Source organism: Bacillus sp. FSL W8-0223 (genome assembly GCF_038006805.1).
Classification (GTDB): Bacteria; Bacillota; Bacilli; order Bacillales; family DSM-4216; genus Bacillus_O; species Bacillus_O smithii.
In genome coordinates, this window is record NZ_JBBOVX010000001.1 from 3173134 (window position 1) to 3198353 (window position 25220).

General features: G+C 34.5%; 20 protein-coding genes and 3 pseudogenes. 5 read left to right on the plus strand and 18 right to left on the minus strand.

Translation table 11 applies throughout. The features are described 5' to 3' along the window. Positions 1 to 3 precede the first annotated feature (3 nt). From NST81_RS15240 to NST81_RS15250, 3 genes are all read right to left on the minus strand, one after another. Positions 4 to 1029, minus strand: coding sequence for a dipeptidase (locus tag NST81_RS15240; protein WP_341030185.1), 1026 nt, complete (start codon positions 1027 to 1029; stop codon positions 4 to 6). 656 nt (positions 1030 to 1685) lie between these two features. Continuing rightward, positions 1686 to 2822, minus strand: coding sequence for an alanine dehydrogenase (gene ald / locus NST81_RS15245; protein WP_341030186.1), 1137 nt, complete (start codon positions 2820 to 2822; stop codon positions 1686 to 1688). A 112-nt stretch (positions 2823 to 2934) separates the two neighbouring features. Beyond that, on the minus strand, positions 2935 to 4191 hold the full coding sequence (locus NST81_RS15250) for a PucR family transcriptional regulator (protein WP_341030187.1): 1257 nt from the start codon (positions 4189 to 4191) through the stop codon (positions 2935 to 2937). Positions 4192 to 5077: 886 nt separating this feature from the next. On the opposite strand from NST81_RS15250, the pseudogene NST81_RS17690 reads away from it, so the two are divergent. After that, positions 5078 to 5252, plus strand: a pseudogene (locus tag NST81_RS17690) (ATP-binding protein); the annotation flags it as partial. Between the two features lie 338 nt (positions 5253 to 5590). On the opposite strand, the gene NST81_RS15260 reads toward NST81_RS17690, so the two are convergent. From NST81_RS15260 to NST81_RS15300, 9 genes are all read right to left on the minus strand, one after another. Beyond that, complete coding sequence (locus tag NST81_RS15260) at positions 5591 to 5833, minus strand: hypothetical protein (protein WP_270584527.1); 243 nt, start codon at positions 5831 to 5833, stop codon at positions 5591 to 5593. A gap of 32 nt (positions 5834 to 5865) precedes the next feature. Then, a complete protein-coding gene (locus NST81_RS15265; RefSeq protein ID WP_341030188.1) occupies positions 5866 to 6861 on the minus strand; it encodes a hypothetical protein in 996 nt (331 codons plus the stop codon). Positions 6862 to 6908: 47 nt separating this feature from the next. Next, positions 6909 to 8042 (minus strand): SIR2 family protein, encoded by a 1134-nt coding sequence (locus NST81_RS15270; protein ID WP_341030189.1) that lies wholly within the window; start codon positions 8040 to 8042, stop codon positions 6909 to 6911. 138 nt (positions 8043 to 8180) lie between these two features. After that, positions 8181 to 8903 carry a YgjP family zinc-dependent metalloprotease gene (locus tag NST81_RS15275; protein WP_341030190.1) on the minus strand — a complete coding sequence of 241 codons (723 nt, stop codon included), beginning with the start codon at positions 8901 to 8903 and terminating at the stop codon, positions 8181 to 8183. A gap of 13 nt (positions 8904 to 8916) precedes the next feature. Then, positions 8917 to 12024, minus strand: coding sequence for a type I restriction endonuclease subunit R (locus tag NST81_RS15280; protein WP_341030191.1), 3108 nt, complete (start codon positions 12022 to 12024; stop codon positions 8917 to 8919). 43 nt (positions 12025 to 12067) lie between these two features. Continuing rightward, positions 12068 to 13354 (minus strand): restriction endonuclease subunit S, encoded by a 1287-nt coding sequence (locus NST81_RS15285; RefSeq protein WP_341030192.1) that lies wholly within the window; start codon positions 13352 to 13354, stop codon positions 12068 to 12070. Positions 13355 to 13365: 11 nt separating this feature from the next. After that, the gene (locus NST81_RS15290; RefSeq protein WP_021837190.1) at positions 13366 to 13869 is read right to left on the minus strand and encodes a hypothetical protein; all 504 of its coding nucleotides are present in this window, start codon (positions 13867 to 13869) and stop codon (positions 13366 to 13368) included. A gap of 11 nt (positions 13870 to 13880) precedes the next feature. Beyond that, complete coding sequence (locus NST81_RS15295; RefSeq protein WP_341030193.1) at positions 13881 to 15410, minus strand: type I restriction-modification system subunit M; 1530 nt, start codon at positions 15408 to 15410, stop codon at positions 13881 to 13883. After that, positions 15410 to 16003, minus strand: coding sequence for a restriction endonuclease subunit S (locus NST81_RS15300; RefSeq protein WP_341030194.1), 594 nt, complete (start codon positions 16001 to 16003; stop codon positions 15410 to 15412). The genes NST81_RS15295 and NST81_RS15300 overlap by 1 nt, the downstream gene beginning before the upstream one ends. A gap of 182 nt (positions 16004 to 16185) precedes the next feature. Between NST81_RS15300 and NST81_RS17695 the strand changes: the two are divergent. Then, positions 16186 to 16659, plus strand: a pseudogene (locus NST81_RS17695) (ATP-binding protein). A gap of 410 nt (positions 16660 to 17069) precedes the next feature. Here the strand turns inward: NST81_RS17695 and NST81_RS15305 are convergent. From NST81_RS15305 to rlmD, 5 genes and pseudogenes are all read right to left on the minus strand, one after another. Next, positions 17070 to 17531, minus strand: coding sequence for a hypothetical protein (locus NST81_RS15305; RefSeq protein ID WP_048624081.1), 462 nt, complete (start codon positions 17529 to 17531; stop codon positions 17070 to 17072). A 169-nt stretch (positions 17532 to 17700) separates the two neighbouring features. Next, positions 17701 to 19611, minus strand: a complete 1911-nt coding sequence (locus NST81_RS15310; RefSeq protein WP_048624082.1) for a hypothetical protein — start codon at positions 19609 to 19611, stop codon at positions 17701 to 17703. A gap of 302 nt (positions 19612 to 19913) precedes the next feature. Further along, positions 19914 to 20240 (minus strand): tyrosine-type recombinase/integrase, encoded by a 327-nt coding sequence (locus NST81_RS15315; RefSeq protein WP_244878017.1) that lies wholly within the window; start codon positions 20238 to 20240, stop codon positions 19914 to 19916. Continuing rightward, entirely contained in the window at positions 20237 to 20386 is a 150-nt protein-coding gene (locus tag NST81_RS15320) for a hypothetical protein (RefSeq protein ID WP_244878018.1), read from the minus strand. The genes NST81_RS15315 and NST81_RS15320 overlap by 4 nt, the downstream gene beginning before the upstream one ends. 734 nt (positions 20387 to 21120) lie before the next feature. Continuing rightward, a pseudogene (rlmD, locus tag NST81_RS15325) lies at positions 21121 to 21723 on the minus strand (23S rRNA (uracil(1939)-C(5))-methyltransferase RlmD); the annotation flags it as partial. 225 nt (positions 21724 to 21948) lie between these two features. Between rlmD and NST81_RS15330 the strand changes: the two are divergent. The 3 genes from NST81_RS15330 to NST81_RS15340 are packed head-to-tail and all read left to right on the plus strand — an operon-like array spanning position 21949 to position 24038. Then, positions 21949 to 22359, plus strand: a complete 411-nt coding sequence (locus NST81_RS15330) for a hypothetical protein (protein ID WP_328200868.1) — start codon at positions 21949 to 21951, stop codon at positions 22357 to 22359. Next, a complete protein-coding gene (locus tag NST81_RS15335) occupies positions 22349 to 23161 on the plus strand; it encodes an ImmA/IrrE family metallo-endopeptidase (RefSeq protein ID WP_341030195.1) in 813 nt (270 codons plus the stop codon). Before NST81_RS15330 ends, NST81_RS15335 begins: the two co-directional genes overlap by 11 nt. Continuing rightward, entirely contained in the window at positions 23139 to 24038 is a 900-nt protein-coding gene (locus tag NST81_RS15340) for a hypothetical protein (RefSeq protein WP_341030196.1), read from the plus strand. The genes NST81_RS15335 and NST81_RS15340 overlap by 23 nt, the downstream gene beginning before the upstream one ends. Before the next feature lie 1004 nt (positions 24039 to 25042). Here NST81_RS15340 and NST81_RS15350 read toward each other — a convergent pair. Beyond that, positions 25043 to 25192, minus strand: coding sequence for a hypothetical protein (locus tag NST81_RS15350; RefSeq protein ID WP_003354155.1), 150 nt, complete (start codon positions 25190 to 25192; stop codon positions 25043 to 25045). Positions 25193 to 25220: the final 28 nt, after the last annotated feature.

The following is a 25220-nucleotide window of genomic DNA, read 5'->3' on the forward strand; positions in this document are numbered from 1 at the left end:
TAATCATCTCCTATCTTTTTCTTTTGAAAATAATTTTTTTATATAATGATCAGCATTGTTGAAGCTGATGGATTCTAACTCTTCAGGTGTGAACCCTCTTTTGCTCATTTTCTCCAAAAGATATGGAATTTTTGTCGCATCCTCCAGATCTCTTGTGTATACATTAAATTCTGTACCTAAATCATAGGATTCTAAGTAATTTGCAAAATCAAACCCAAAGGCGACATGCTCCGGACCAACTAGATCAGCTATATAAATCGCATGATCAATGAATTTATCAATCGTTGGATTTTCGTGATCTACAAACAAACCATAAGTATTTAAACCGATGATTCCACCTCTTTCCGCAATCGCTTTTATTTGTTCATCTGTTAAATTTCTCTCATGGGGACAAAGAGCTCTTGCATTGCTATGAGAAGCTATAACTGGAAGTTCGCTGGCATTATACATATCCCAAAAAGATGTTTCATCTAAATGAGAAACATCAAGAATCCAGTTTTTCTTATTTGCCATCTGAACGGCAATTTTCCCATAGTCTGTGAGACCTTTGATCTTAGAATCTTCTGCGCCAGTACCGGTTGCCAAAAAGTTGCGCTCATTCCATGCAAAGATCAAATGAATAAATTTATTTTCATGAAGGAAATTGAATGCATTTTCGATTTTGGCTTCAATTGTTTCCCCTTTCCAATCCTTCATAAAAGTAAGGCCTTCAACCCCAAAAAAGATTTTGATTTTTTCCGAATCAGGGTTATTCCGTTGATCAGACAAAGGATGACCAATCATTGCGTGTTTAGAATCCATTAAATCACTCATTACATATTGAAATAATGTTTGAAACCTGTCATATGGATGATTACGGAATTTTGGCTCTACCCAAAACACACAAATGATAGAATCGACTCCGCCTTCTTTCAGTTTAGGATAATGAAATCGATCAAATATATTCTTTTCGCCACGGCTTTTCCGCCATGCAATATCAGTAAACAGGTCAGAATGCAGATCAAAAACTTTCATGATAAACTCCCCCATAACAAACAGATTCAGGTTTTTGTAAGTTGGCGGTATGCATCAGATAATAAATGAATAATTTATTTACTTTCATCATTCTAAAAATAAGATTAAAAATTCAGGAAGTTCAGTCAAAATATAATAACGAAGAGATTCTTTCCAAACTTTTAACAAGCTTTTTGGAATTTTTATCTTATTTTGTAGATGAAAGAGTGATTAGATCTCTTTCTTCAAACGAATGTTGAAGTACTTTATCGGCAGCGGAAAATTTGTTTGGAAAGAAAATCTGATAAAAGCTTGCCTTTTCAGTTAATCTGGAAATTTGTTTTAAACAAACTTTTGATTGTCCATTTGATTGATATAAAATTCTGAAAAATAATCGTATTTGCTGGCTCTATTCAAAAAGGTTCTCCTGCGGAGCCAGCGTTTCCTGTTAATCTATTTCGGTTTACGATTTGATATTCAATTGTTCAACTCCCATTTTCATCAAGGCGCTTTCATATTTATTTTTTCCGGTTTTTTCAGAAAGATGAGCAATGAATGCCATTTCTTTATTTAAATCAACCTTTTCCATCTTCAACTTTTTGCGGTTTCGAACTTTTATTAATGTCAATGAAGGTTGTTTAAGGAACCTTTTATTTTAAAACACCCTTCATAGCTAAGCTAGAAGGGTGTTTTTATGATGTTGAATACAATCGTTCGGAGATAACGTCATCGACTGGAACATAGTCATAGCCAAGGTCATCTGCAACTGCTTTAAATGTTACTTTTCCATTCATTACATTCACACCTGTTTTAATCGGTTCACTTTCTTTTATTGCTTTGACAACGCCTTTGGAAGCAATTTGCACAGCATATGGAATCGTGACATTTGTAAGACTTATTGTTGAGGTTCTTGGAACCGCACCGGGAATGTTAGCAACTGCATAATGCAGCACTCCATGCTTTTCGATAATTGGATTGTCATGAGTGGTTGCATGTTCAACCGTTTCAAAATTTCCGCCCTGATCAATAGCAACATCGATGATAACCGAACCAGGCTGCATGGATTTTATCATTTCTTCTGTTACAAGTTTAGGCGCTTTTGCGCCAGGGATCAGTACCGAACCGATCACTAAATCGGAGTCTTGGACAGATTCTGCAATATTAAACGGATTCGACATTAATGTCTGCACATTTGAACCAAAAATGTCTTCCAATTGACGCAGGCGCGCAGGATTTAAGTCTATAATCGTTACATCTGCACCAAGACCTTGTGCAATTTTTGCCGCATTGGTTCCAACCACACCACCGCCAATAATCGTTACTTTCCCGCGTTTGACACCAGGAACACCGCTTAGCAGAATCCCTTTCCCTCCTTTAGATTTTTCAAGATATTGCGCACCGAGTTGAACTGCCATTCGACCGGCCACTTCGCTCATTGGTGTCAACAGTGGCAATGAATTATATACGGTAATCGTTTCATATGCAATGGCGGTTACTTCATTTTCCACTAAAGCTTGAGTCAATTCAGGTTCATTTGCCAAATGGAGATAAGTAAATAAAATCAGTCCTTTTCGGAAATAACCATATTCAGACGGAAGTGGTTCTTTTACTTTCAGAATCATTTCTGCTTTTTCCCAAACCTCTGAAGCTCTTTCCAGAATCTCAGCCCCAGCCTGTTTATACTCTTCATCGGTAAAACCACTTCCGATTCCAGCGTTTGCCTCAATAAGAACTTTATGTCCTGCGTTAACTAAATGAATAACCCCTGCAGGTGTGATAGCCACACGATTTTCATTATTTTTAATTTCTTTCGGTACCCCGATGATCATCCTTACCATCTCCTTAAAATAACATCTGCACCATTATCATATATCTTTTATTTGAACCATACTTTATTAAAAAATCAGAAAATATCAAAAGTAATTTGTGTAAATCCACAAATTACTCGACCTTCATGCTCTCAAGTTTTAAATCCAGATATAATATTATCTTCTGGTTTGGATCTTTCAGGTTTACTTCTGTTAATTCTACTACTCTTTTCAAACGGTAATTTAACGTATTCGGATGAATATGTAATAATTGCGATGCTTGATAAACATTGCTGTCACATTCCAAATAAGTTTTAAGGGTAAGCAACAAATCGGTGCGATGCTTGAGGTCATACTCTCTTAATTTTGTAATGGCCTCACTCTGATAGTGATCACGTACTCGGATTTGATAAAGTTCATCTAAAAACTGATAGATGCCGATCTCCTGAAAACTATAAGTTTGCTGTAATTCATCGGGGAATTTTTCTTTAAGTCTTAATACCTTCAATGCTTGTTTATAGCTGTATTGAACATGCTCCGGAGAATTATAAACGGAGCCAAAAGAACCAGTTATTTTCCGAATTTGTAAACGCATACTTATTTTGTGGATAAAATCTTTAATAAAGCTGGAAAGGGCGCTTCTCGACTCTTGTTCTGTTCTGAGCCGGGTGAGCAATATTAATTGATTTTGATCAAATAGCCGGCCGACGACTTGGACATGCTGCAATGTCTCAGCTAAATAATAGGCATGTTTTTCAATAGCTTGCGATATATCATCATCAAATTCAATGATGGCAACAGCAAGCCTTCCATCCAGATTGACTCCGACCCGTTTAGCCTGGCGTTTAATTTTAGACACATCGTTCAGATGGCCTGTTAATAGCTGCCATAGAAATTCTTGATGACTCTCTTCCTCTTTTCGATTTCTCATTCGCTGAAGAAGGAGATGATTTTTCACAAATTTTGCGGCTTCCTTGAGCAAACGCATTTGATCGTCGCCCATTGTTTTATCATTGATTTGTGCCCATATAAAACCTAAGACCTCATTATGTTTTCGGATCGAGACGGCAACACGGTTGCCAAGTCCAACTTCTTCGATTGCAGGGACAATAACGGGTTCATCGCTTTCAAACAGTTTTGCCATAATACCATTTTTCCAAAGACTATTAATGATTTTATCTGGCACTTTTCTACTTATGATCGTGGCTATTCTTGCTTCATCTACATTTTCTTTATGTCTGCTGTAGGAAATAATCTGGTGAGTGGAATCCTCTATTGTAATTGGACATTCAAGCATTTCACCAATTCGATCTGCCAAAAGATCTAGGGAATTGGAATTGTCTTGGTGTAGTTGCGAAAGTAATTCTGGATAGTCTAGTGAATTCTTCATTAACGCTTCCCCCTTTGCATTCTCCCAAAACTTCCTAAAGCAAGGATCAACCAAAATGAACAAGAATCCGCCATTTCGTTATTTGAATGATCTTCATCTATCTTTAATGAGAAAATTTTCGAACAATTGGAAGAACATAAACAAAATTCGTACTAAAATCTTTTTCAACAGAAGCTTGTATCGCCAAAAATGAACGTAAAGAGTAATATGGCAAATTTTAAATGAATTCCTGAACGGTAAGTCAAAACACCGATTCAAGAAAAAATCAGGCAATATATTATTTGCTGCTGTAAATACAGTCCATTCTCTAAGAATGTTAAGTTAGTAATAGTTTCTTTTTCATTTATGTATTTTGCTAATTCCGTGATCTTAATTTCATAAATAAGGCGTGCCTTTCCTTTTTGGTTGATCAATTCTTTGCCGCTTATTTTTGCAAGATTTTTTTACATAAACCTTTTTAAAATTCCTGTTGCACACCGCACGCTTATGTTTATGCCAATGCTGATGTCTCCAGCAATTACTATTTTTGCATCATAGAAAACCAAGCATAAAATTTATGGAGAGTTAAAGAGCTTTGATTGCCTCCAAACCATTTTTTATTTCATTTCTTTTAAAAAAAGATCATTATGTCTTTAAACAGATTACTTTCTAAAATGCAGCATTCTCAATATTATTGTAAGGAAATCTAACAAATTTTAATAAGAAAACGTTTTAGAAATGTCTATTCGGTAGAGCAATGAATAAGTCCTTTGCAAAATATGAAGATACGTTTTCCTATAATTCCCATTCTGCATTAGTCAGCATAAACTTTTGTGTAACAGGTATATGTTGAGATGGTATTCTGTGGCAACAGGACTTATATGTTATTTTAAATCATTTCAATGTGTATGAAGCTAAAAGTACCATCGTAACGACAAATTTACAATTTGAACAATGAACCATATATTGGTGATCTAATATTAACAAAAGCAGTAATTAATAGATTGATACATCACTCCCATTTAATCATTTTTAAAGGCGATAGTCATCGCTATAAAGATTCAATCTCACTCAACCAATAACGGAATTTGGCAAGTTTCATTTTTAATTGCCATTTCATGCATTTTTTACTTGTCAAAAACACCTTTCCAAACAAAAACAGCCAATAATTTTCAAAGACGTATTAGACGAAGTAAAAATATTGTGTAAGCAATTTTTTTGTTAGATAAAAAGAAAAAGGCAGGGTATTTTCAAATTTGCAACAAAACAAAACTGAATGGAAATACCCTACCTCATGAATAACAGTGCACTCAATTCAGATTTCTTTTTAACAGAAAAGGGCAAAAAATTGTTAAAGAGCAAAATTTTAAAGATGCCCTTAATAAAGTTTAAGACAACTCCCGCTTTTTAGTATTTACCATTAATCTTCCAACCACCTACGATGTGCAGGATTTTCTAAGTCTACTTCAACTACACCTTCTGAATTAGCATATACCACTGAAATATTTTCCATGGAGAGTAATTTATCAATATCTATACTCTTACTGCGCTTTTCATTTTCCTTTTGTAATCGACGATAATAAGATATTTTTCGTTTAGTATATTGGTCTCTAAAACCGTAATCAAATCTCCTTTTTGATTTGAATTTGTTTTTATTTTTCATTTTTTCACTTCCTTGTAAAAGCGCCCTACAGTTTAATTTTCATATTTAGTTAAATTCTGAATGAAAGTAGTAAGTTGTTCAAATGAAGCATTTTTAGGATATTCATGTAAGTCAATGAAATTAGCATTGAAAAACATTTCATAATAAGCCTCAATAGATCTTCGAGGAACTTTACAAAGATGCGAGTCCAAGAATGATTTATGTGTTTCATAATGGTGGGAAAAGATAAACTCACTCCACGTATTTGCTAATTCCTCATCATCTTTAATATCAATAATCTCAATCTGCTCCATACTTCTATCTTCAATTTTTCCCCATGCTTTTTTCATTAAATTAACAGCCTCGATATCTGATTTCGGTGCACCATATCCAAAAATAGTTAACGCATATGCTTGATCAATTGCTTGCCCCAAAATATTCCATTGATCTTTGATAAAAGGGTTACTATTATAGTTTTTTTCACTTATGGGATATAGTAATTTAGTTGGAACTAATTGTTCACCACAATAAGAACAATTATTACCTATCTTTCCAATCAATTTACACCTTTCACAAGTAGCAACTCTTACATTTCCATGTAAAAATAATAGATGAGGTAAGTTTGTAGTAATTTTATGACATCTTTGCCAAGCATCACATAATAGAGGATCCCAATTGAATGTTGCAATAACATCCTTCCTCCTCAGCGAGAGAACAAGATAATCATAAATTGTAGGTTCGTCAGGCAATTCCAAGGAGCTAAAATAATCGTACACACTTTTCTCAATGGTCTCTAATACCTCTGTATAATCTCTTTTTGAATACAGTTCACTATATATATCTTCAAAATTATCACTTTTAAAATCTATATCAATTTGGTGTACAAGGTCTTCTATACCTATTACCTTAATAAGATTATTCATTATTGGGAGCCTTTTACCATTTCTATCACCATTTGTTGGTATTGTTGTAGCCAGACTTGCTCCCGCACCCAAAATAACTACATGTCTTTTAATTTCCTTTGGATTTTCAATTAAATTTGCAACCATTTCAACTCTCCTTAGGTAACGTTTTCAAATGTATTAAAGTATTAGGGTTAATTGCTTGCATGAAGAATTCCATCAATTGCATCCGCACCATTAAAAATAAAAATACCATCTTCTTTTTTAAGTTTTGTTTTTCGACCTAATTCTAAAGCCTTATTTACATCTTCTATAAACTTATCTTGTTCTTCCTCAGTCAATTTATAATCTACTATTACAAACCTTTTAAGTAGGATCCCATCTCTTTTTCTGTGTATTTTCAAACGCTCACTAATTGCCTCATTAATATGTTCATCTCTAAAACTGTAACCAATAATGTATAATTCTTCGCAAAGATTTTCTGGGTCCACCATCTTTTCTTTAAACTTCCCATAGTAGAAACTGAATGGTAAACTTTGAATCTTCTTACTCTTAAATCCTCCCGTAATTATGGAAGGGAAGAGCTCGTTTACATCTAACTTTTTATACAAATCAGATAATCTTATATCCTCAGTTCTTAGTTTAAAAATTCTCCCATCAGAAAGCCGTTTAAATGATGAAAGAGAACCATGTAAATGGTGAAGCCGTATTCTTCTATAACCAAAATCATTTAAAGTCTGCTGTGGATCAAAGTTAAACTTATCATGGCCATCTGGAGTTTTACCACGTTTAACATGAAAATCTGTAAATTCATCAGTTCCAACAATTCTTAGTAAAATAGTTTCTAATAATAAGTCAAAATTCAAAGTAAATAAATCAATTTCATCATTACCTTGAAGCTCTGCTTGTAACCAATTGATGAATCCTGATAGTCTATCACCTATTTGTTCCCAGTGTACATTTCCATCTATAATTTCAACTATTGAAGAAGTATAAGAAATGATTATTTCCTTTATTTTAGTTAGATGACTCTGTAATTCTTCAACGTCAAGGCCTTCCGATTCTAGATATTTTTTACCTTCTTCCTCATTTATTAAAAAATTCACATAGCTATCTAGTGCATCATGAACTTGCTCTATACTTGCGATAGCCTCTTCAAAATCAACTTGAATATACTCATCCTTTTGAATTCTTTCCATGTGATGCTGAATAAACTTTTGATGTTCTGGGGTTAATTTATTGTAAAAAGTCTGAGTAATATTTTGTAATGCAAATGCTCTATTTAAACCAACAGATAAGCCATTACCAGTTAAAACAACTTTTTTCAATTAGAACACTCTCCTCATAATGTAATCTAAAAATTCATGATTAAATGACGGAAAAAAAGCAGTTCCATAATTAGTTAATATACGTCGGAACTGCTTTCTGTTGTTTTATCTAGTTGTTTTATACCGAGTAGTTCACTTCTATAAGTCTTTAACTACTTCTTCATCCAATATTGCCTTTCTCTTTTCCCAATCGGGCATTAGAGAATACAGCATTTTATAAAAATTGTCGCTATGGTCGTTGTATTTAAAATGAATCAACTCATGCAGTACAACATAATCGATACAGTATTTTGGAGCTTTTATCAACTCGGTGTTTAATAAGATTGTGTTTTTTTCTGTCAAAGCTGAGCCCCATCGTGCTTTCATTGACCGCAAATCCATGTTTGGTTTTTCGACTCCATACTTTTGAACCAATGGAAACATTTTATCAAGGGATTCATGGAATGTTTTTTGAGCTTTTTCACGATACCATTCATCCATTAGTTTGGCTTTACGATTAACATTTTCTGTATTTTTAACGTAAAGATAGATAAACCCCCGAAAGTATTTCACCTTTTCTTTCTCTGCCTGTATGACCCGTAAGCGATATTGCTTTCCTAAATACTTAAAGGTTTCGCCGCTTACATATTCTCTTTCACTTTGCCTATATGGCTGAACATCTTGAAACGTCTTGACATTCTTTAATATCCATGCACCCTTTGTTTTCACAAAATCACAAATAAAGTCAAGCGGCACTCTGTCATTGGCAGTGACTTCAATTGTCATATCCGGTTTGATATTAAGATTAACATTTTTCACTTTTTTCCGCTTCACGACGAAGTCAATGATTTTATTGGCGTACTCGATTTGATGCTTTTCCATGCTGTTCCCGCCCTTAGTAACGTCTTAGAGCAACCGTTTTAATTTGCTCAATAATTTTATCAATCGTATCAAAGTCGATTTCCAAATTTTGCTTTTCTTTAAAATCAAAAAGAAGATCATCCAATTCCTGAGCAATGCGATTGTGGATTTCTACATTATCATGCCAATCCACTTTTTGGTGTTTTTTAATGATTTCATCTATTTTTAATGCTAAATCACCAAGAGTATTCGTGTCATAACTTGCAGCCGTTTCCTTTGTTTCGCTCAAAATATCTTTTGTTACTCCGTAAAAGGCTTGTGCATTCCAATTTTCTTTTATTACTTCAGGATATCTTTCTGATGATTCACCCCGACGATAATCATTCATGATGTCCTTCATTCGGTTTAAATACTCTGCTTCCGAAATGCGTTTATCTTTGTATTCTTGAATAGCCTCTTGTATGCGCTCAGAAAACTTTTTATAGTAGGATGGATTTTCATCCCACTTTGCATGAACGCTCTTCGTTAAACGAGTACGAATTGCATCCGCTTTGGCTCTCTTTGACTGTAAACGCTCCAACTCCTCTTCAAAAGCTTTTGCGTTTAAAATATCTACAGGATTCGTAATGCGGATAACTTCCTCGGCAGCGATATAGTTATCCATTAATTTCTGCATTTTCGCTTCATACTCTTTATGGTCAATGGTATCCGAATAACGCAGCTTCACACTTTTCCGCAAATCTTGGAAAAACTTGAAATCCTTTTTGTACTTTTGAAGTTCTTCAGGTGGTAAAGTATTATAGATTTTCTCCGATTCTAACGCAATCCCAAGGTTTCTGCCAAAATTGCTTAAAACGCCATAAAACTCTTCTCTGCGCTCCTCGTCCTCCAACCATACTTCATACTCTTCTCTATCGTTCTTGTTCTTGATTGGTGCAAAAATTTGCCATAAATCGGAATAATATTGCCGTAATGATCCAATTACGCTTATGACATCGTAAATAGCACCTTTTAAATCTTCCGGATCAAAGTTTTCCAAACCTGCGCCGGAATACATCTGCATGGCTTCATCCAGTTTATCCAATAAACCGCGGTAATCGATGATTAAACCATAATCTTTTCCTTCATAAAGACGATTGACCCGGGCTATGGCTTGGAGAAGCGTATGTTCTTTCATAGGCTTATCGACATAAAGTACCGTTGCTCTTGGCGCATCGAAACCCGTCAGCAATTTGTCCACGACAATCAGCAAATCCAGTTCGTCGCCGTTTACGAATTCATCTTTGATCGCATCCTCATATTTTTCAGGCGTTCCGTAGCGATCCATCATTCGTTTCCAAAACTGCTGGACTTTATCTTTCGATTCCTGATCGACTACTTCATGTCCTTCCCGTTGATCAGGCGGGGATATGACAACGGCACAGTTCAAATCACCCAGTTCCTCAAAAGCCTCAAGATAGCGTATCGCTTCAATTTTACTATTGGTGGCCAACATCGCTTTGAATTGGCTTCCTTGTGTTTTATAGTTTTCTACAAAATGTTTGTTAATATCTTCCGCAATTAAATAAATTCTCTGTTCCGAAGAAGCAAGTTTTTCATATTTACTCCATCTTTGCTTTACTTCCTCTTTTTGCTTGTCATTCAGATTGCGTGTAATCATTTCCAAACGATGATCGATCGCCTTTTGATTCACCGATTGTTCGACCATTTTTCCTTCATATAAAAGGGGAACAATCGCTTTATCCCGAACACCATCCGCAATTGTGTACTTATGTATAAGTTTGCCAAATTTAATCAATGTGTTTTTTTCTTTTTTCATTAATGGTGTCCCTGTAAAGCCGAGATAACAGGCATTTGGGAATACTTTCTTCATTTTTAGATGAAGCTCGCCATACTGTGTACGATGTGATTCGTCGACTAAAACAAAGATATCCCTTGATTCAATTGGCTTTTGTTTGGAAGACGCTGTATCAAACTTATGAACTAAAGTCGTGACAATATCAGAATGGTTATCATTTATTAAATCTACCAAATGGCTTCCTGAAGTTGCACGACTTGCTTTTAATCTTGTATGGCTGAATGTTTTATGTATTTGTTTATCCAATTCAACCCGATCTGTTACAACAATGACTTTAGGATTGAAACCGCGCAGCTCAGATAAAATATACTTGGCTAACATCACCATCGTTAGTGATTTACCTGAACCTTGTGTATGCCAAATCACGCCGCTTTGACGATTGCCGTTTTCATCTCGTTCTTCAATCGTTTTTATAATTTCTTTAATGGCAAAGTATTGTTGATAACGGGCTACTTTTTTAACGTCTTTATCAAATAAGGTAAAGAACTGGGTTAACTCTAACAAACGCTCGGGGTGAAACAGTGAAATGATGTTCTTATCTTGCATGGTTGGCAGTCTGCCTTCCACTGTTTTATCCAGCCAGTTCTGCAGCCATTCCTCTTTTTCTTCTTTCCAAACAGACCAAAACTTTTTCGGAGTATTGCATGTTGCGTATTTGGTTTCATTTTTATTCGTGGACATCACAATTTGAATAAACTTAAATAATTGTGGGGCGTAATCTTTCCCCTGATTGCGAATCATTTGACTGATTCCTTGATTCATAGAAATCGACGCTTTTTTACATTCAATGACCGCAAAAGGAATCCCGTTCACAAACAACACAATATCCGGCCTTACAGTTCCACGCCCATCCATTCGTTCCACTTCAAACTCTTCCACTACATGAAAGACATTATTTTCGATGTTGTTCCAGTCGATATATTGAATGGTAAACGATTTTTTCGATCCATCCGGCAAAAACTCCGTATAGCTTCTCCCGTTCATGATGGTCTCATAAATCACTTCATTTGTTTTCACCAATCCATTGGTCAGCGGCTCATCTAAATCACGAATGGCTTGGCGAATATTGGATTCGCTAAATTGATAAATTTGACCTTGATACTCATAGGAATTCAATTCTTTTAGCTTTTCCTCTAAAACGGTTGTCAACAATACATGATGCAGGTTTCCCCGCATTCTTTCTGCTTCTTCCGGTAATAGGTATTGATACCCTAACTTTTGCAACACCTCAATCGCCGGAACCTGGCTTATAAACCGTTCATCATAACTCTTCTCCCTTGACATCCTCACGCCTCCTGTTGAAAAAATAAGGGAAGAGTAAAGGGGGTTATACCTTTACTCGGACTTTTCCCGTAAGAAGTAATTGCATAAGGCCTTTCTTTTGTTGTTTTAAATAGATTAATTCTTTTTCTTGTAAAGATATAAATTTATCAAATTGGGCTAAGATCTTCGAAATACTAATCTGCTCATTTATTGATGGTATTTTAAATTTGAAATTCTCAATTTGCTTACTACTAATATTCGGTTGTGCACCCGTTGCCAATTCTTCAGTTAGTTGAGTTTTAAACTTAGTAGACGTTACTAAATAATACAAATAACCATAATCTAATTTACTTTTATCAAGGTTAACAAATTTCCCAACACGCTGGTTCAAATATGCAATTTCATTTTTTTTGTATATACCCACTTTACCGGTTGTTGCCCCAGACATTGCTATTAGAATATCCCCATATTGAACCATAAAATTATCCGAGATTTTAATTTCATCATAGTATACGAACTCTTGATTATAATCAGTTATTTCTGGAAGAATATTTGAAATCCGAACAATGGGTATACCCTTTTCCTTAAACATTGATGATTTAAAAGCATATCCACCTTGTAATTTAGCAAGTTCACCTAACCTTACTTGTTCCCACTCTCCCTCAAACCCAGGCAATCTCACTTCACCCGTCAACAGCTTCTGCATTAATCCTTTTTTCTGCTGTTTTTTCTGCTCGATTAGCTTTTCTTTTAGCTCAATTGCCTTGTCCCATGTGGAAAGGATGGAGGCGATTTTCTTACGCTCGATATCATTGCGAGGATATGGAATAAGAAACCCTTTTACAAAATCAGTAGATATTCTTTTTTGGCCTGCCGTCCCTGTCATATTTTTTTCGCCAATTTTCCTAAACCTATCAGTTACAGTATGATAATAAATAAAAAGTTCATCCCCATTTTTCTTTGACCTTAATACATGAAATTCTGTACTTCCAAAACCTGTTTTGTTTATCAGGTTATCAACCAAAGCACCCTTCCCATTTTCGAAACAAGGTGTTATTTTAGCAACAAGAACATCTCCGTCCCTAAAAGAAGTAAAACCTTTGAATACCTCTTTATATAATCTTGGTTGATAGCTTATTAATCTAGCGTCGTCTGAAACATCGGACATTGAAATAAAAGAGACAGTATCATTTTCATCTAAAACTTCTTTTCTTGGATTTATATTTGAGATGTCTTCCAAATGTTTCACATCCCAATCTTCAGGAATTACACCTATTTTTGAAGTTTTATATCCATCTGGCATTTCCCCACGTTTAATCTTATCAATTCTCTCTTTAATCTCAGGTTTCATATTCAATCCCCCTAAAAGTAGGACAGCATATCTCTTGAGATACGAATCGTATTGTCCTTACCATCAAGAATATCTGCCCGTCCAGTACCGTATGCCTTTAAACCATGTATTCCTTTTTCCCATTTGATCGTGATTCGATAGCTTTCTCGATCATAATCAATATCCAAACAGTCTTTCACTTCATCAAGAGATAATATAGCAATCTCGCTATCTTGCAACTTATCACGCCCACAAATCAAAACAAAGTATAGCTTGGTTCCATTCTCCTTATATTTCCTGAAATATTCTACTTCATCAGGTGAGAAAATAAATTGCCATAACTGAGCATCCTTTTTCTGTCTTCTTAAAGGGGAAGACACATATTTAGCGTAAATTTGATAGTCCCCGTTGTCGGTTGTCATCTTGTATATCCTACGAGAATCCCCGGGTTCAATAATGGCTGGAGCAAGACCATTATTGACGAAACAAGACAACATAGAACCATAATAAAAGTCCGCTTTTCGCACAGCTCCCATAAAAATCCCTCCTACAATCCCAATTCTTCCAAGTATTTCGCCATCTGCTTTTCTACTTCTTGTAGCTCCCTCTTAATATTGGCGATATTTTCTTTCACCGCTTCCATATCCACAGGTTCTTCTTCTTCAAATGTATCGACGTAGCGAGGGATGTTTAAGTTATAGTCGTTTTCGCGAATTTCATCAATGGTAGCAACATAGGAGTATTTATCAATTGTTTCTCTTTTCTCATACGTTTCAACGATTTTTTCTATGTCTTGTTCTCTTAATTTGTTTTGGTTTTTGCCTTTTTCATAATGTTCTTCACCAGAAGCATCAATGAAGAGGACGTCTTTTCGTGTACGGTCTTTTCGAAATACCATGATACAAGCTGGGATTCCGGTACCGTAGAATAAACCTTCCGGAAGCCCGATGACAGCATCCAACAGATTCAACTCAATAATTTGTTTACGGATTTTTCCTTCACTCGATCCTCTGAAAAGAACACCATGAGGCAGGATCGTCGCCATTCTTCCGTTTTCCGCTAATGAATACAGCATATGTTGAACGAAAGCGTAGTCCCCTTTTGAGCTTGGTGGAACTCCCCATTCAAATCTTCTATATGGGTCAAGGCTTGCTTCCATTTTAAATTTTTTATCTGTGTTTCCTTCACCGGCAAATCCCATTGCCCATTTGTCTAATGAAAATGGGGGATTCGCAACAATGACTTGGAACTTCATTAACTTGCCATCTTCCAAGTGCAGTGGATTCGCTAATGTATCTCCCCATTCAATTTTTGCATCATCAATGCCATGCAAATACATATTCATTAACGCTAATGAGTGTGTTGCACCATTCCGTTCCTGACCGTAAATCGCCACTTTTTTGCTTGGCACTTGTTTTGCAACCTTAATCAGTAATGAACCTGAACCACATGTCGGGTCATAAATGCGATCGTTTTCTTGCGGTTTTACTAATCGTGCCAAAAGTTCTGAAACTTCTGCTGGCGTATAAAATTCTCCGCCTTTTTTCCCTGCATCTGAAGCAAAAAGCCCGATCATATATTGATAAGCATTTCCGACAATATCTTCATTTCCTAATTGCGACGGTCTTAGAGATAATTGATTAAAATCCTCTAATAATGAACGGAGCATGGCATTCCGTTCTTTTGCTTTTCCTAGAATCGCCTCTGAATTAAAATCAATATTGCGGAAAACGCCACGAAGTTTCCCCGAGTTTTCATTTTCAATTCGTTCCAACGCTTTGTTGATAATCTCTCCAATTTCCGGATCATTTCTTTTACTATATAAATAGTCAAAGGTGGATGTTTCATCCAATACAAAACGTTCTCTCGATAATGCACGTTGAATGCGTTGTTCATCTCCATTGTAGCGCTTTGTATATTCTTCTAATTTCTCTTTATACGTATCACTCAGATACTTAATAAACAACATGGTTAAAATGTAATCTTTATAAGTTGATGAATCGATTTTTCCTCTAAACGTATCGGCAGCTTGCCATAAAACGCTGTTAATTTTCTCTTGTGTTGTCTGTTCAACCATTATTTCTCCTCCTGATTCTTACCACTTAAAATTTGTTGAGCAATGCCTTGAAAGAGCAACTCTTTTTCTTCAATCAGCTTCTTATACAATCGTTTTTCTTTTTGATGAAGCTGATATAGTTCTATTAGTGCTTTTTGTTTGGAAAGTGATGCAGCTATAATAGGAATGGTTTTTAAAACTTGCTGATTCGTACTCGGTATCCGACTGCCCGCTTGAGAACGCTCCAATTCTTTTTTCACATTCCACGTGTTAAGATACCATGCTATGTATCGGGGCATAACTTTTGACTGATCCACTTTGATAATGGCAAAGTAGGATGGAATCAATAAGCCGCTGTACTCTTTATCGATACAGACTGCTGTATACGGCTGACTTAACCGCATCAATACATCGCCTTCTTTGGTAAAGTAATGATCTTCTAACTCATCATTACTAACAAACTCTTCAAACGAATCATTTTCGATGAATCCATCTTCGCTTATATTTTTAAGAGACAGCAGTTTATATGTGGCCTTTGCCGTATATTCGATCTCCGCTTTTTTCCTGCTTAAAACTAGACCCGTCTTTATGTCAGCAATATCACCGAGCTGCATATTGCACCTCCTTTTAAATGTCAAATTCAATATTTAACAACAGTGTTAAATAAAGTATATGACTTTTTGACTAGCGCGTCAATCGTTTTCTTTTATATGTGCAGCAACAACCAAAAATTTTTTCTGTGTACATGAACTATATAAAGGAATAGTACGCATTGAATAAATAAACGTTCTTCACAATGACACTATCAAAATGTCGGTTTTGCCCACGGAGAAAATCTATTTTTCTTGGACCACCGGGCGTTGGAAAAACACATTTAGCCATTTCCTTTTCGATTGAAGCCATTACTCAAGAATACACCGCTTTAGACGATTTAGTGGCAGAACGCCGAAAGGCAAACGAAAAAGGGACTCTCGAACGTTTAGTCAATCATTGGAGTCGCCCAGACATACTTTATAGATGAGGTAGGATATCCCCTTTTGATGAACTAACGGAGAATGTGTTTTTTTAAATCATAATCGAAATGATATGAACAAGGAACGATGATTCTTACATCGAATAAATCCTATCTCAAATGGGGAAAAGTATTCGGCGACGATCATTAGCAACAGCCATTTTAGATCGTCTATTACATCACCCCATTACCTTTAACATCAAAGGCGATTCTTACCGCCTCCGAGAAAAGAAAAAAGCAGGCCTTTTTCCTTCCTAGTTATCGAATTAAACGTTCAAAATGGGGAATTTCATTTTGTTGAAATTGGGGAATTTTCAATCGTTGTTGTCCCCCGCCCCAACCCCGCATTCTTAAGTTCGAGTTAAAATACAGTTTGGCTATAGAAACCTAATTTCGGACAATTTTTGATGCAAAAATGACCGTTTTTTCGCCTCTTTTTTCGCATTAAAAAATAGTTTTGCTTATATTTGGAGAGAAGAGAAAATTGAGAAAAGAATGATGGGACAAGGGATTGGCATGAAAAAAACCGAAATCGCAAATGATTTTTTTAACGAAATCAGAGTCGGAATAGCAAGAGTTTATTTTAACTAGCAATTGTTTATTTTGGGGTTACATAGGAGAAAAAAAAGAGACTAGGAGGTAAGAAGACTAATCTTGCATTTTGCTTACTATACACCTTCTAAATAATTCATTTTGGCTTGTTTTATTTGTTGTTCTACAAGCTCCCATCGTTTATCAAATATATCAATATCATCAAAACTTGCATCCCAAAAATATTTCTTTCTTGCACTTTCCCTTGCATCATTTAGAACTTTTTCTAAGTTTTCACTTTCATACTTAACAATTGTTATTATCCACTCACGTTCAAATCCTTCGTTTTCTATCTTAAAGTATATTTCATCACGTTTCTCCATAAGTTTATCTCTTTTTTCTATCCATTTTCCCCTACTATCCAAACTTGAACTTTCTTTTATAATTACGTCAAGCCTTTTTAATGTTGCCGAAATATCAGTCAATTCCCTGAATTTCCGCTGAAGTAACTTATCTCCCTTCAACTTCTCTAATGTTTCGTTCAATTTTTGTTCTGTTATCTTAATAACTTGTTCTTCAAATACTCTAACCATGTTCAATTAACTTCACCTCTTTGCTTTCCGAATTATTCCAAATAATTTTCATTTATATTACTTATCTTGCTACATACTCTTCATTTTCCATAAAAATAATTTGCTTCCTCGCTAAATAGTATTGGTTTAAAAATTTATTGAACTGTCCATCAATTGAAGTTTTTATATTTGCAACCTACATGTATAAATACGGTGGAAACGATGCTGTTTTTATATCTATGCTTATCTTACCCGTTTCTTTGCCTTCCTCTTTTGCTTTCTTAATAGCTTTAGTTTTTTCACTCTCACTTTTCAGAAAATTCTTATACCATTCATAAGTTTCATGTATTGAATTTAATACTTCAGATATTTGTAGATCAGGACGTCTTTTTAGATAATGTATAATAGTTCCAATTAAAGAATTAATATATTTATTTAAACGGATTGTAAATATATCGATATTATTAAATAAGATGTTGTTATTAGAATGAACTAATTTGTTACGTACTCTATATATGCGCGTTAAATCATGTTCAATCAGTTCATGTAAATTCTCGATATTTCTCAAAAGTTTACTTAAATCTGTTAAAACCTCTCTTATAAAAGCAATCTCTCTATGCATTACTACATCCTTTTCTAAACTTTCAAATAAACTTTTAATATTATCTTCTTCTCCTAAAAAATCTACTAACTTATTTTTATCGTATTTTCCTTCTTCTTTAGAACATTTAAAAAATAATTCTTTTACTATATTTATTTCATGAAATCTCTTATTTGCTAAAAGTCTCTCCCAAAATATATTAAGCCGCTCTTTTACAAGATATAAACTAATCACTTTAGGCACTATATCTATTATTTTACTAATTATACTTTTCCCCTCATAGGAATTTAAAAGATATTCAAGGCTGGACCAATTATTGAGTAATCGATTTTCTGGTGATGTTTCAATAGACTTCTTTAGCATTTCAAGTGAATTATTCAATTGCTTAATACTAGTTGTAATACGGCCATTTTCTTTTCTCACTTTATCTCTTAAAAGTAAAAAATCTTTAATGTCTTCATTTTCTCTGGCACTTATACTATTATTAAAAATTTGTGCGTCAGTATTATCAGTTCTCATTTGTACCCATTCATTATAACCATTTGATAAAAGACATTGTACATTGACCGCAACTTTATCAAAATTATAATAATGTTTATACATTCCAAGATAACTTTCTAAGTTTTTAACTACTTTTTCTATAGCCTTATATTTATCATAAGCAACAACTTCGACTTTTAAATTATGATATTTATCAGATTGTCGAAAATGGAGTTTATCTTTTCTTTCACGAATGATATACTCTTCACTTTCATTCAGTCTACAATACCTATATTTTAAATTAATACATCCTTCCGTTTCCAACTCATTTTTTAATTCATCCGGTAACCAACTATTTATAATTATAGAATACTTAGTAGGTTCTTTAATCAAATCTTTAAACGCTAATAGAGCCTTACTCAATTCTTCTCTATCCAAATCTTTTATGTATTGATATAATTCTTTGTAACTTTGTTTCCATTCACTCAGATATTTAAACGAATATCCTAAATTTAATAACTCACTAATAAAATACTGGACTATTAAATCGATCTCTTTGTAGGATAATGGAACCTCTAAAATTAAATCAATATATTCTTCAATTAAACTTTCAGAATCATATCTTTTTACTAAACTAGAAATTGAAATACGTATAGTATTTAATTTCTCTTGATCTACTTTTTCTTTTTCTCCTTCATTTAAAAATTCCTGAATTCTCTTAACTAGAAAACTTATATCCCTGGCTAACTCTCCCTTTATTAATAAAGGATTCTGTTTACAATGAAATAAAATACTTTTCATTGAACTAATTAAACTATGTTTTAATTTAGTTTTATCACTAGTTCCTTCCCTAATATCTTGCTCAATTTCCAAAAATTCGCTAAACATTAATGTTATGCTATCATATCTCTTTTCCTGTAAGGCTTTTGTAAACATTTGAGATTGTTGGGATTTAGAATAATTAAAATACTCCATGATCTTACTAATAAAATAACGTTGACCACCTAACAACTTTTCTTCTGACACTTCTTTCCCCTCAACCTAATTGATTTTTTTAAAGTATACCATAAATTTCTACAAAAAATTACATTGACAAATACAGATAAAAAATATAGTATTAAAATGAAGAATAAATTTATAAGATGTTGAATAAGATAATATTGCAAATATCGGACATGGCATAATGAAATGGGTCAAAGTTTTGATTCCCTTATTATGCTATGTCCTTTAGTATTATATATTATTTTTATTCACTGAAACCAAATATTAATATATCCTCCTCAACGCCTCCAACTGTTCTTCCTATAATGAGTCAACATATATCACTGTTATTTGAATCTTTCATGTCGTGCAAATTTCCGAATAGTTTCAATCGGCGTTCCGGCATTGGCCAAGTTCTTACAGAAGCTATGTCGAAAGCGGTGTGGAGTATTGTTCTCCATATTGGCAAGACGTGCGTATTTAGTCAGCATTTTTTGAATTCCTAGCTCGGATAAAAATGGGGAACGCTCGGATACAAATAACCGTGTGGATTCTTTATGTATGTACATTTCTAAATTTTTTCGATACTTCAGCCATTTACGTAAATTTCTGGCGTGCTTTTGAACCAGTAATATAGTGGCAAACTTATTCCCCTTGCTTTCCCGAGTGATCACACTTGAACACCTTTATCTTTAGATATGATGTCGTTTATTTCTAATGGAGCAACCTCATTTACCCGAAGTCCTGCATCCAGCATTAAGTCGATCATGGCATTTGCACAGCCGTTTGAATTCGTTTGGCTCCAATTGTACATAACCAATGAATCGGTCTAGTTCTTCTTTTGTAAGCCATTTTATTTGATTAGCCCCATTAGCATATTCCAATTTTTCGATTTTGATACGTGCCATCAGATTGTCTTTAATGATCCCTCTAGAAAGCAAAAATGCAAAGAATACCTTTAATGCGGCAATATATTTATAAATGTTGGAAGGTTTTCGTTTGCATTGAAGTTTTAAATAACCGGTATATTCTATTAGATTTTCCGGTAAAATCGGACATTTTTTGAAATATGCTCATCTCCCTCTCAATATGGATTCATGTACTATACTCTCTGATTCTTTTGTTAAATCCTTTTGAGTAAAGTAGTGGTCAATTTGGTTGATGACTTGAAATACCCGTCCACATTACGAATCCTGTCTTCAAGGTGATCCAATACCAGAGGAAGACCAACATCATTACAATGCGACTTACAGCCCTCGAAAAATCGGGATATATAGCTTAGAGGAAGATCGTGTAGTGAAATGACAATGCCCTTATTGTAAAGGCGAATGTGTCAAACCTAGTCCTGAGATCTGTGCCTGTCACGCCTCAAAATTTGTCGAAGATGGATAGAGATAGAGAAATGCCTTAGCCTTCTGTCTTTTTTGAGAGTTGAAGAAAAACTTCGAAGAGTTCTTATCCTTTAAAGTGCTATCGCTCGCGGTTCATCGACCGAATCGAAATAAAAGCAGATGGAACACCGAAAATCTTTTACTGATTTTCGGCTCCTTCTACTTAATTTCCCCTCAACACTATCTCCGCCTCGGCCTCCACATGCCTTGTTTGCGGAAACTTGTCGACGGGTTGGAGTTTGAGGGTTTTGTATCCGCCGTCTTCGAGGATTCGGAGGTCGCGGGCGAGTGTGGCGGGGTTGCAGGAGACGTAGACGACTTTTTTTGGTTTTATTTGAAGGATGGTTTCTAATAGAACTGGGTCGCATCCTTTTCTAGGGGGATCGACAACTAGAACGTCGGCTTTGATTCCTCTTTTGTACCATTCTGGAATGACTTCTTCTGCTTTTCCTGCCTCAAATTCGGCATTGGTGATGCCGTTTCGTTCGGCGTTTTTCTTTTTTTCAATCGCTTCCGGCACGATTTCGACGCCGTACACTTTTTTCGCGTTTTTCGCTAAAAACAACGAAATGGTGCCGATGCCGCAATAAGCGTCGATGACCGTTTCATCGCCTTTTAATTCGGCATATTCCAAAGCCTTGTCATACAATACTTTCGTTTGTTCTGGGTTGACTTGGTAAAACGACTTGGCCGAAATGGCAAATTGAACGTCGCCGATCGAGTCATAAATGACATCCCGTCCCCATAAAACGATCGTTTCGTCGCCGAGAGTGTAGACAATTCATATTGTTACCGATAGAAGTTAATAATAACTTCAGAATGGAGAAGCTTTAGCTGAAGTACGGACTTTTTATGGTTCCCATCTTCATCTTATAATAGTATTTAAAACGTGCACTATTTCGTCTAACATAATGTACTTTTTTACGTTTATTGCGTATAATAATATATAGAAGTATACAAAATGAATACCAAAAGACTTGGAGGTGTGATGATGAGCGAGGCCAAAAAAATAATTGGAGAAAATATAAGGAAATATTTAGATGCGAAAGGTATTAAACATAACTGGGTTATAGATCGATTAGGAATAAGCAAAGGTGCTTTTTATAGATTTCTTAAAGGTGAAGGAAATGTGGATCAATTTGAGGAGAAAATGTTAAAGCTGTTTAGAATTAAAGATCCGTTTTATTTTCATCGTAAAGAAATGGATTTGCCTAAAGGTGTCAATGAAAAAATGGAAGAACAAAATTTTATGGATTTTGCTGCACTGTCTTTAAATGGGGAAGTGAATGAAGCATTTAAAGAAGGGATGAAAGTTTTTAGAGAATTTGTAGAATTGATTGATGTTCTCAAACCTTTGTCTCATTCACCAGTTATGTTTGGAGGAGAACATCGTGATCAATAAAGAGAATATAGAAAAAGTAGTCAATTTTAACCGAGATTATTTGCCTGAAGTGAAATCAAAAATTGAGATGTTAAAGTCTTCCGGTGATCCTCTTATCGCATCTAAGCCTTTAGAATTCATTAAAACTTATTTATATGAAAACGCACGTGTATTAGAATTTCCCATTAAAAATTCAGATTATGGTGGTTTAGTTTTTTATTACAATCAGGATTTTTATATACAAATCAACACAGCACAACCTAAAATTTATGAGAACTTTATGTGGGCGCATGAGTTCTATCACTTTTATTTTGATAAAGATAAGGTGAAGAAAAAAGAAGAAAATTTTGTTCAGATAGACAGTATTTTTGATGAAAAGGAGAGACTGCCAAATCTTTTTGCAGGTGAAATTCTAATTAATGATCATATTTTAAATCGGAAATATCTATCTTTAAAAAAGGATAGCAGTCTTAGTTTAACCGACATTGCAGTTCATTTAATTCCTGTTTTTGAAGTTCCTTATAAGGCAATCGTAATAAAACTGGCTCAAAATCAATTCATTACCATTGATGAAGCTAAAGATATTATTGATTATGATTATAAAAATAACCTGCCTGATGAAATAGACCGTACATTATTTGCAGCTAGCAATAAAATTAAAATTGACGATTATAAAAACTTGATATCAAAAGCGGAAAAAAACCTAAATGAAGAAGACTATCAATCCATCATCAATAAATATAAAAAATTATATCAATTAGTGCTAGATTGGCGAAAAGAGTTAGCGGGCGAAAGTGAAAATGAAGGTTATCGAAAATCCTAAGATCCGTCCCATAAAACCTTTTATCCAATTTCATTTGGATAGCCTAAAAAAATCTTTATACGCCAATCAAGCACTGTATATTATGGATAATATGATGCTGTCAAAGCTAAGGAAGGACGCTGTGTGTAATCCTTTTATTATACAAAAGGGATTTCAACTATCTAAAATCATTCTCATTCCAGACATCATTCTTGAAGAAGCCTCAAAAAACTTACCCGATGAAAAGGCATTTGAAAAATACTATTATGAATTATTTCGAATTCTATCTACAGAGCATGAAATATACGTAGCAGATTTACAAATCATATTTGAATTATTAAGGGATATGATTGGCACAAAAGAAGCCGCATTCAATATATTGAAAAACATATCTTTAGAAGCTGTAAGAACAAATCAAACAATACGTGATTCCATTAAAGAAATCGATTCTCATTCTGAAGCTGCTTTAGAAACATTAATTGGTTGTATTATTGCCAATGGAAAAAATGCCGGCGAACGTTTTATCACTATTTTTTCCCTTGCATTATTGAGCTTGTATTTCGGTCCTGTTTATATCGTCAGTGAAGATGAAAAGGGAATTTATGGACCCTTTAGGACATTTTTAAACAATGAGAGGTTAATGGAATTAATTAATATCGATAATACTTTTGACTTTATTCAATTGTATCAATTCATGTCCTATGAATCCTTAATTCTTTCTCTTTTTCATCAAGCTGATTTAAGTAAAGAAGAGTTGATCGATTTGATTGAAAAAAGTAATCGTAATCAATCAAGAAATATCCTATATAGTTTGAACGGAACCTCTTTCCATACACCAATCTCTAACCAAAATTTGGTTGAATGGATTAGCCAACAAATAATCAAAATACAATTTTAAAAGTTCCTGTCCTTTAAAGAGGCAATACCTGAATTTCTTCATCGGCTAATCGAATAAAAGCAGAGGGAGCTCCGAAAATCTTTACGGATTTCCGGCTCCCTCTGCTTAATTTTCTCTCAATACAATCTCTCCAAGCACTCCACATGACAGGGAGCAGTTCATTAAGGACAGCCCTTTTGTTTTATCTTTAATTATATTTTCTTTTAAAAACAAGGAATAAGCCTATCTTTAAAGCCGATCAGCAAATAATGGAATATTGATGCAGCCGTATTTGGCAATACAATAATTCATAAAAAGATCACCTATTTATAATTGTTCAATTTATGAGTGAAAAGTCTTTCTTTAAAAATCGTGAGTAGATCTGCTCAATTTTCTCTATAAATTTATAAATTTGATCGTAAACACCCAGTTCCTTTAACATTTCCATATCCTTTATTTTATAAACATATATCTTCCATTTTACTAATGAAAAAGGCATCTAAGAGTGGCTATAAAAACCCTTAAGACGCCTTTAATAGTTAAGCGTAAAATATTCAGCTAGGCCCTGACAATATCCCCAGAGTTCTTGTTAATCTCGTCAATAATGCCAATGATTTTCCTTACGTCATTCTGTTTTTCTTTAAATGAGTCTACAATGCTTTTCCTACACATTAAAATGTTATTCCTGCAGCACTTTTTTATCCATGACTCCGTTATTGACAATGTAATCGACAATTCATTTAAAAAAATGACTTTGGTTAAAGTTAAGTGGTTCATTGGATAAAAACTCGGAAAATGCCTCATTCTCTGCTTGCGGGTCAAGACCACCAATTGGTAATCACCACCTATTCAACCAATTGTTGATGTCGCTTGTGTAACCAATTCATAATAATCAATCCCTTGAGCATCAAGGATACTTTTAGCTCTACCCTCATACCCTTTAACTCGATCCGTTTTTTTGCCCGGATTTTCATTACCCTTCTTTTGAGCAATAAAACAAGACCTTTCAAATGAAAGATCTTTGTTCAATTCACTCCGGAAAATACATTCGTAACCATCGTGGTTAAAAGGTCGCCAATTTTATTGAATAGCAGTTGAGTCACTCCTGTGTCAATGACCACGAAAAACACGACAGTGACCACAACTAAAATTATAACCGCCTTGTTTTCTGACATGGATCACACCTCCTTTCAAGGAATAAAA

Excerpts from the sequence above, each read along its gene's own strand:
- NST81_RS15250 (WP_341030187.1), bottom strand. The coding sequence starts at position 4,191 with ATGAAGAATTCACTAGACTATCCAGAATTACTTTCGCAACTACACCAA.
- NST81_RS15290 (WP_021837190.1), bottom strand. The coding sequence starts at position 13,869 with ATGGGAGCTGTGCGAAAAGCGGACTTTTATTATGGTTCTATGTTGTCT.
- NST81_RS15275 (WP_341030190.1), bottom strand. The coding sequence starts at position 8,903 with ATGGAAAAGCATCAAATCGAGTACGCCAATAAAATCATTGACTTCGTC.
- NST81_RS15265 (WP_341030188.1), bottom strand. The coding sequence starts at position 6,861 with ATGGTTGCAAATTTAATTGAAAATCCAAAGGAAATTAAAAGACATGTA.
- NST81_RS15300 (WP_341030194.1), bottom strand. The coding sequence starts at position 16,003 with ATGCAGCTCGGTGATATTGCTGACATAAAGACGGGTCTAGTTTTAAGC.
- NST81_RS15285 (WP_341030192.1), bottom strand. The coding sequence starts at position 13,354 with ATGAAACCTGAGATTAAAGAGAGAATTGATAAGATTAAACGTGGGGAA.
- NST81_RS15295 (WP_341030193.1), bottom strand. The coding sequence starts at position 15,410 with ATGGTTGAACAGACAACACAAGAGAAAATTAACAGCGTTTTATGGCAA.
- NST81_RS15260 (WP_270584527.1), bottom strand. The coding sequence starts at position 5,833 with ATGAAAAATAAAAACAAATTCAAATCAAAAAGGAGATTTGATTACGGT.
- NST81_RS15340 (WP_341030196.1), top strand. The coding sequence starts at position 23,139 with ATGAAGGTTATCGAAAATCCTAAGATCCGTCCCATAAAACCTTTTATC.
- NST81_RS15240 (WP_341030185.1), bottom strand. The coding sequence starts at position 1,029 with ATGGGGGAGTTTATCATGAAAGTTTTTGATCTGCATTCTGACCTGTTT.
- ald (WP_341030186.1), bottom strand. The coding sequence starts at position 2,822 with ATGATCATCGGGGTACCGAAAGAAATTAAAAATAATGAAAATCGTGTG.
- NST81_RS15330 (WP_328200868.1), top strand. The coding sequence starts at position 21,949 with ATGAGCGAGGCCAAAAAAATAATTGGAGAAAATATAAGGAAATATTTA.
- NST81_RS15280 (WP_341030191.1), bottom strand. The coding sequence starts at position 12,024 with ATGTCAAGGGAGAAGAGTTATGATGAACGGTTTATAAGCCAGGTTCCG.
- NST81_RS15350 (WP_003354155.1), bottom strand. The coding sequence starts at position 25,192 with ATGTCAGAAAACAAGGCGGTTATAATTTTAGTTGTGGTCACTGTCGTG.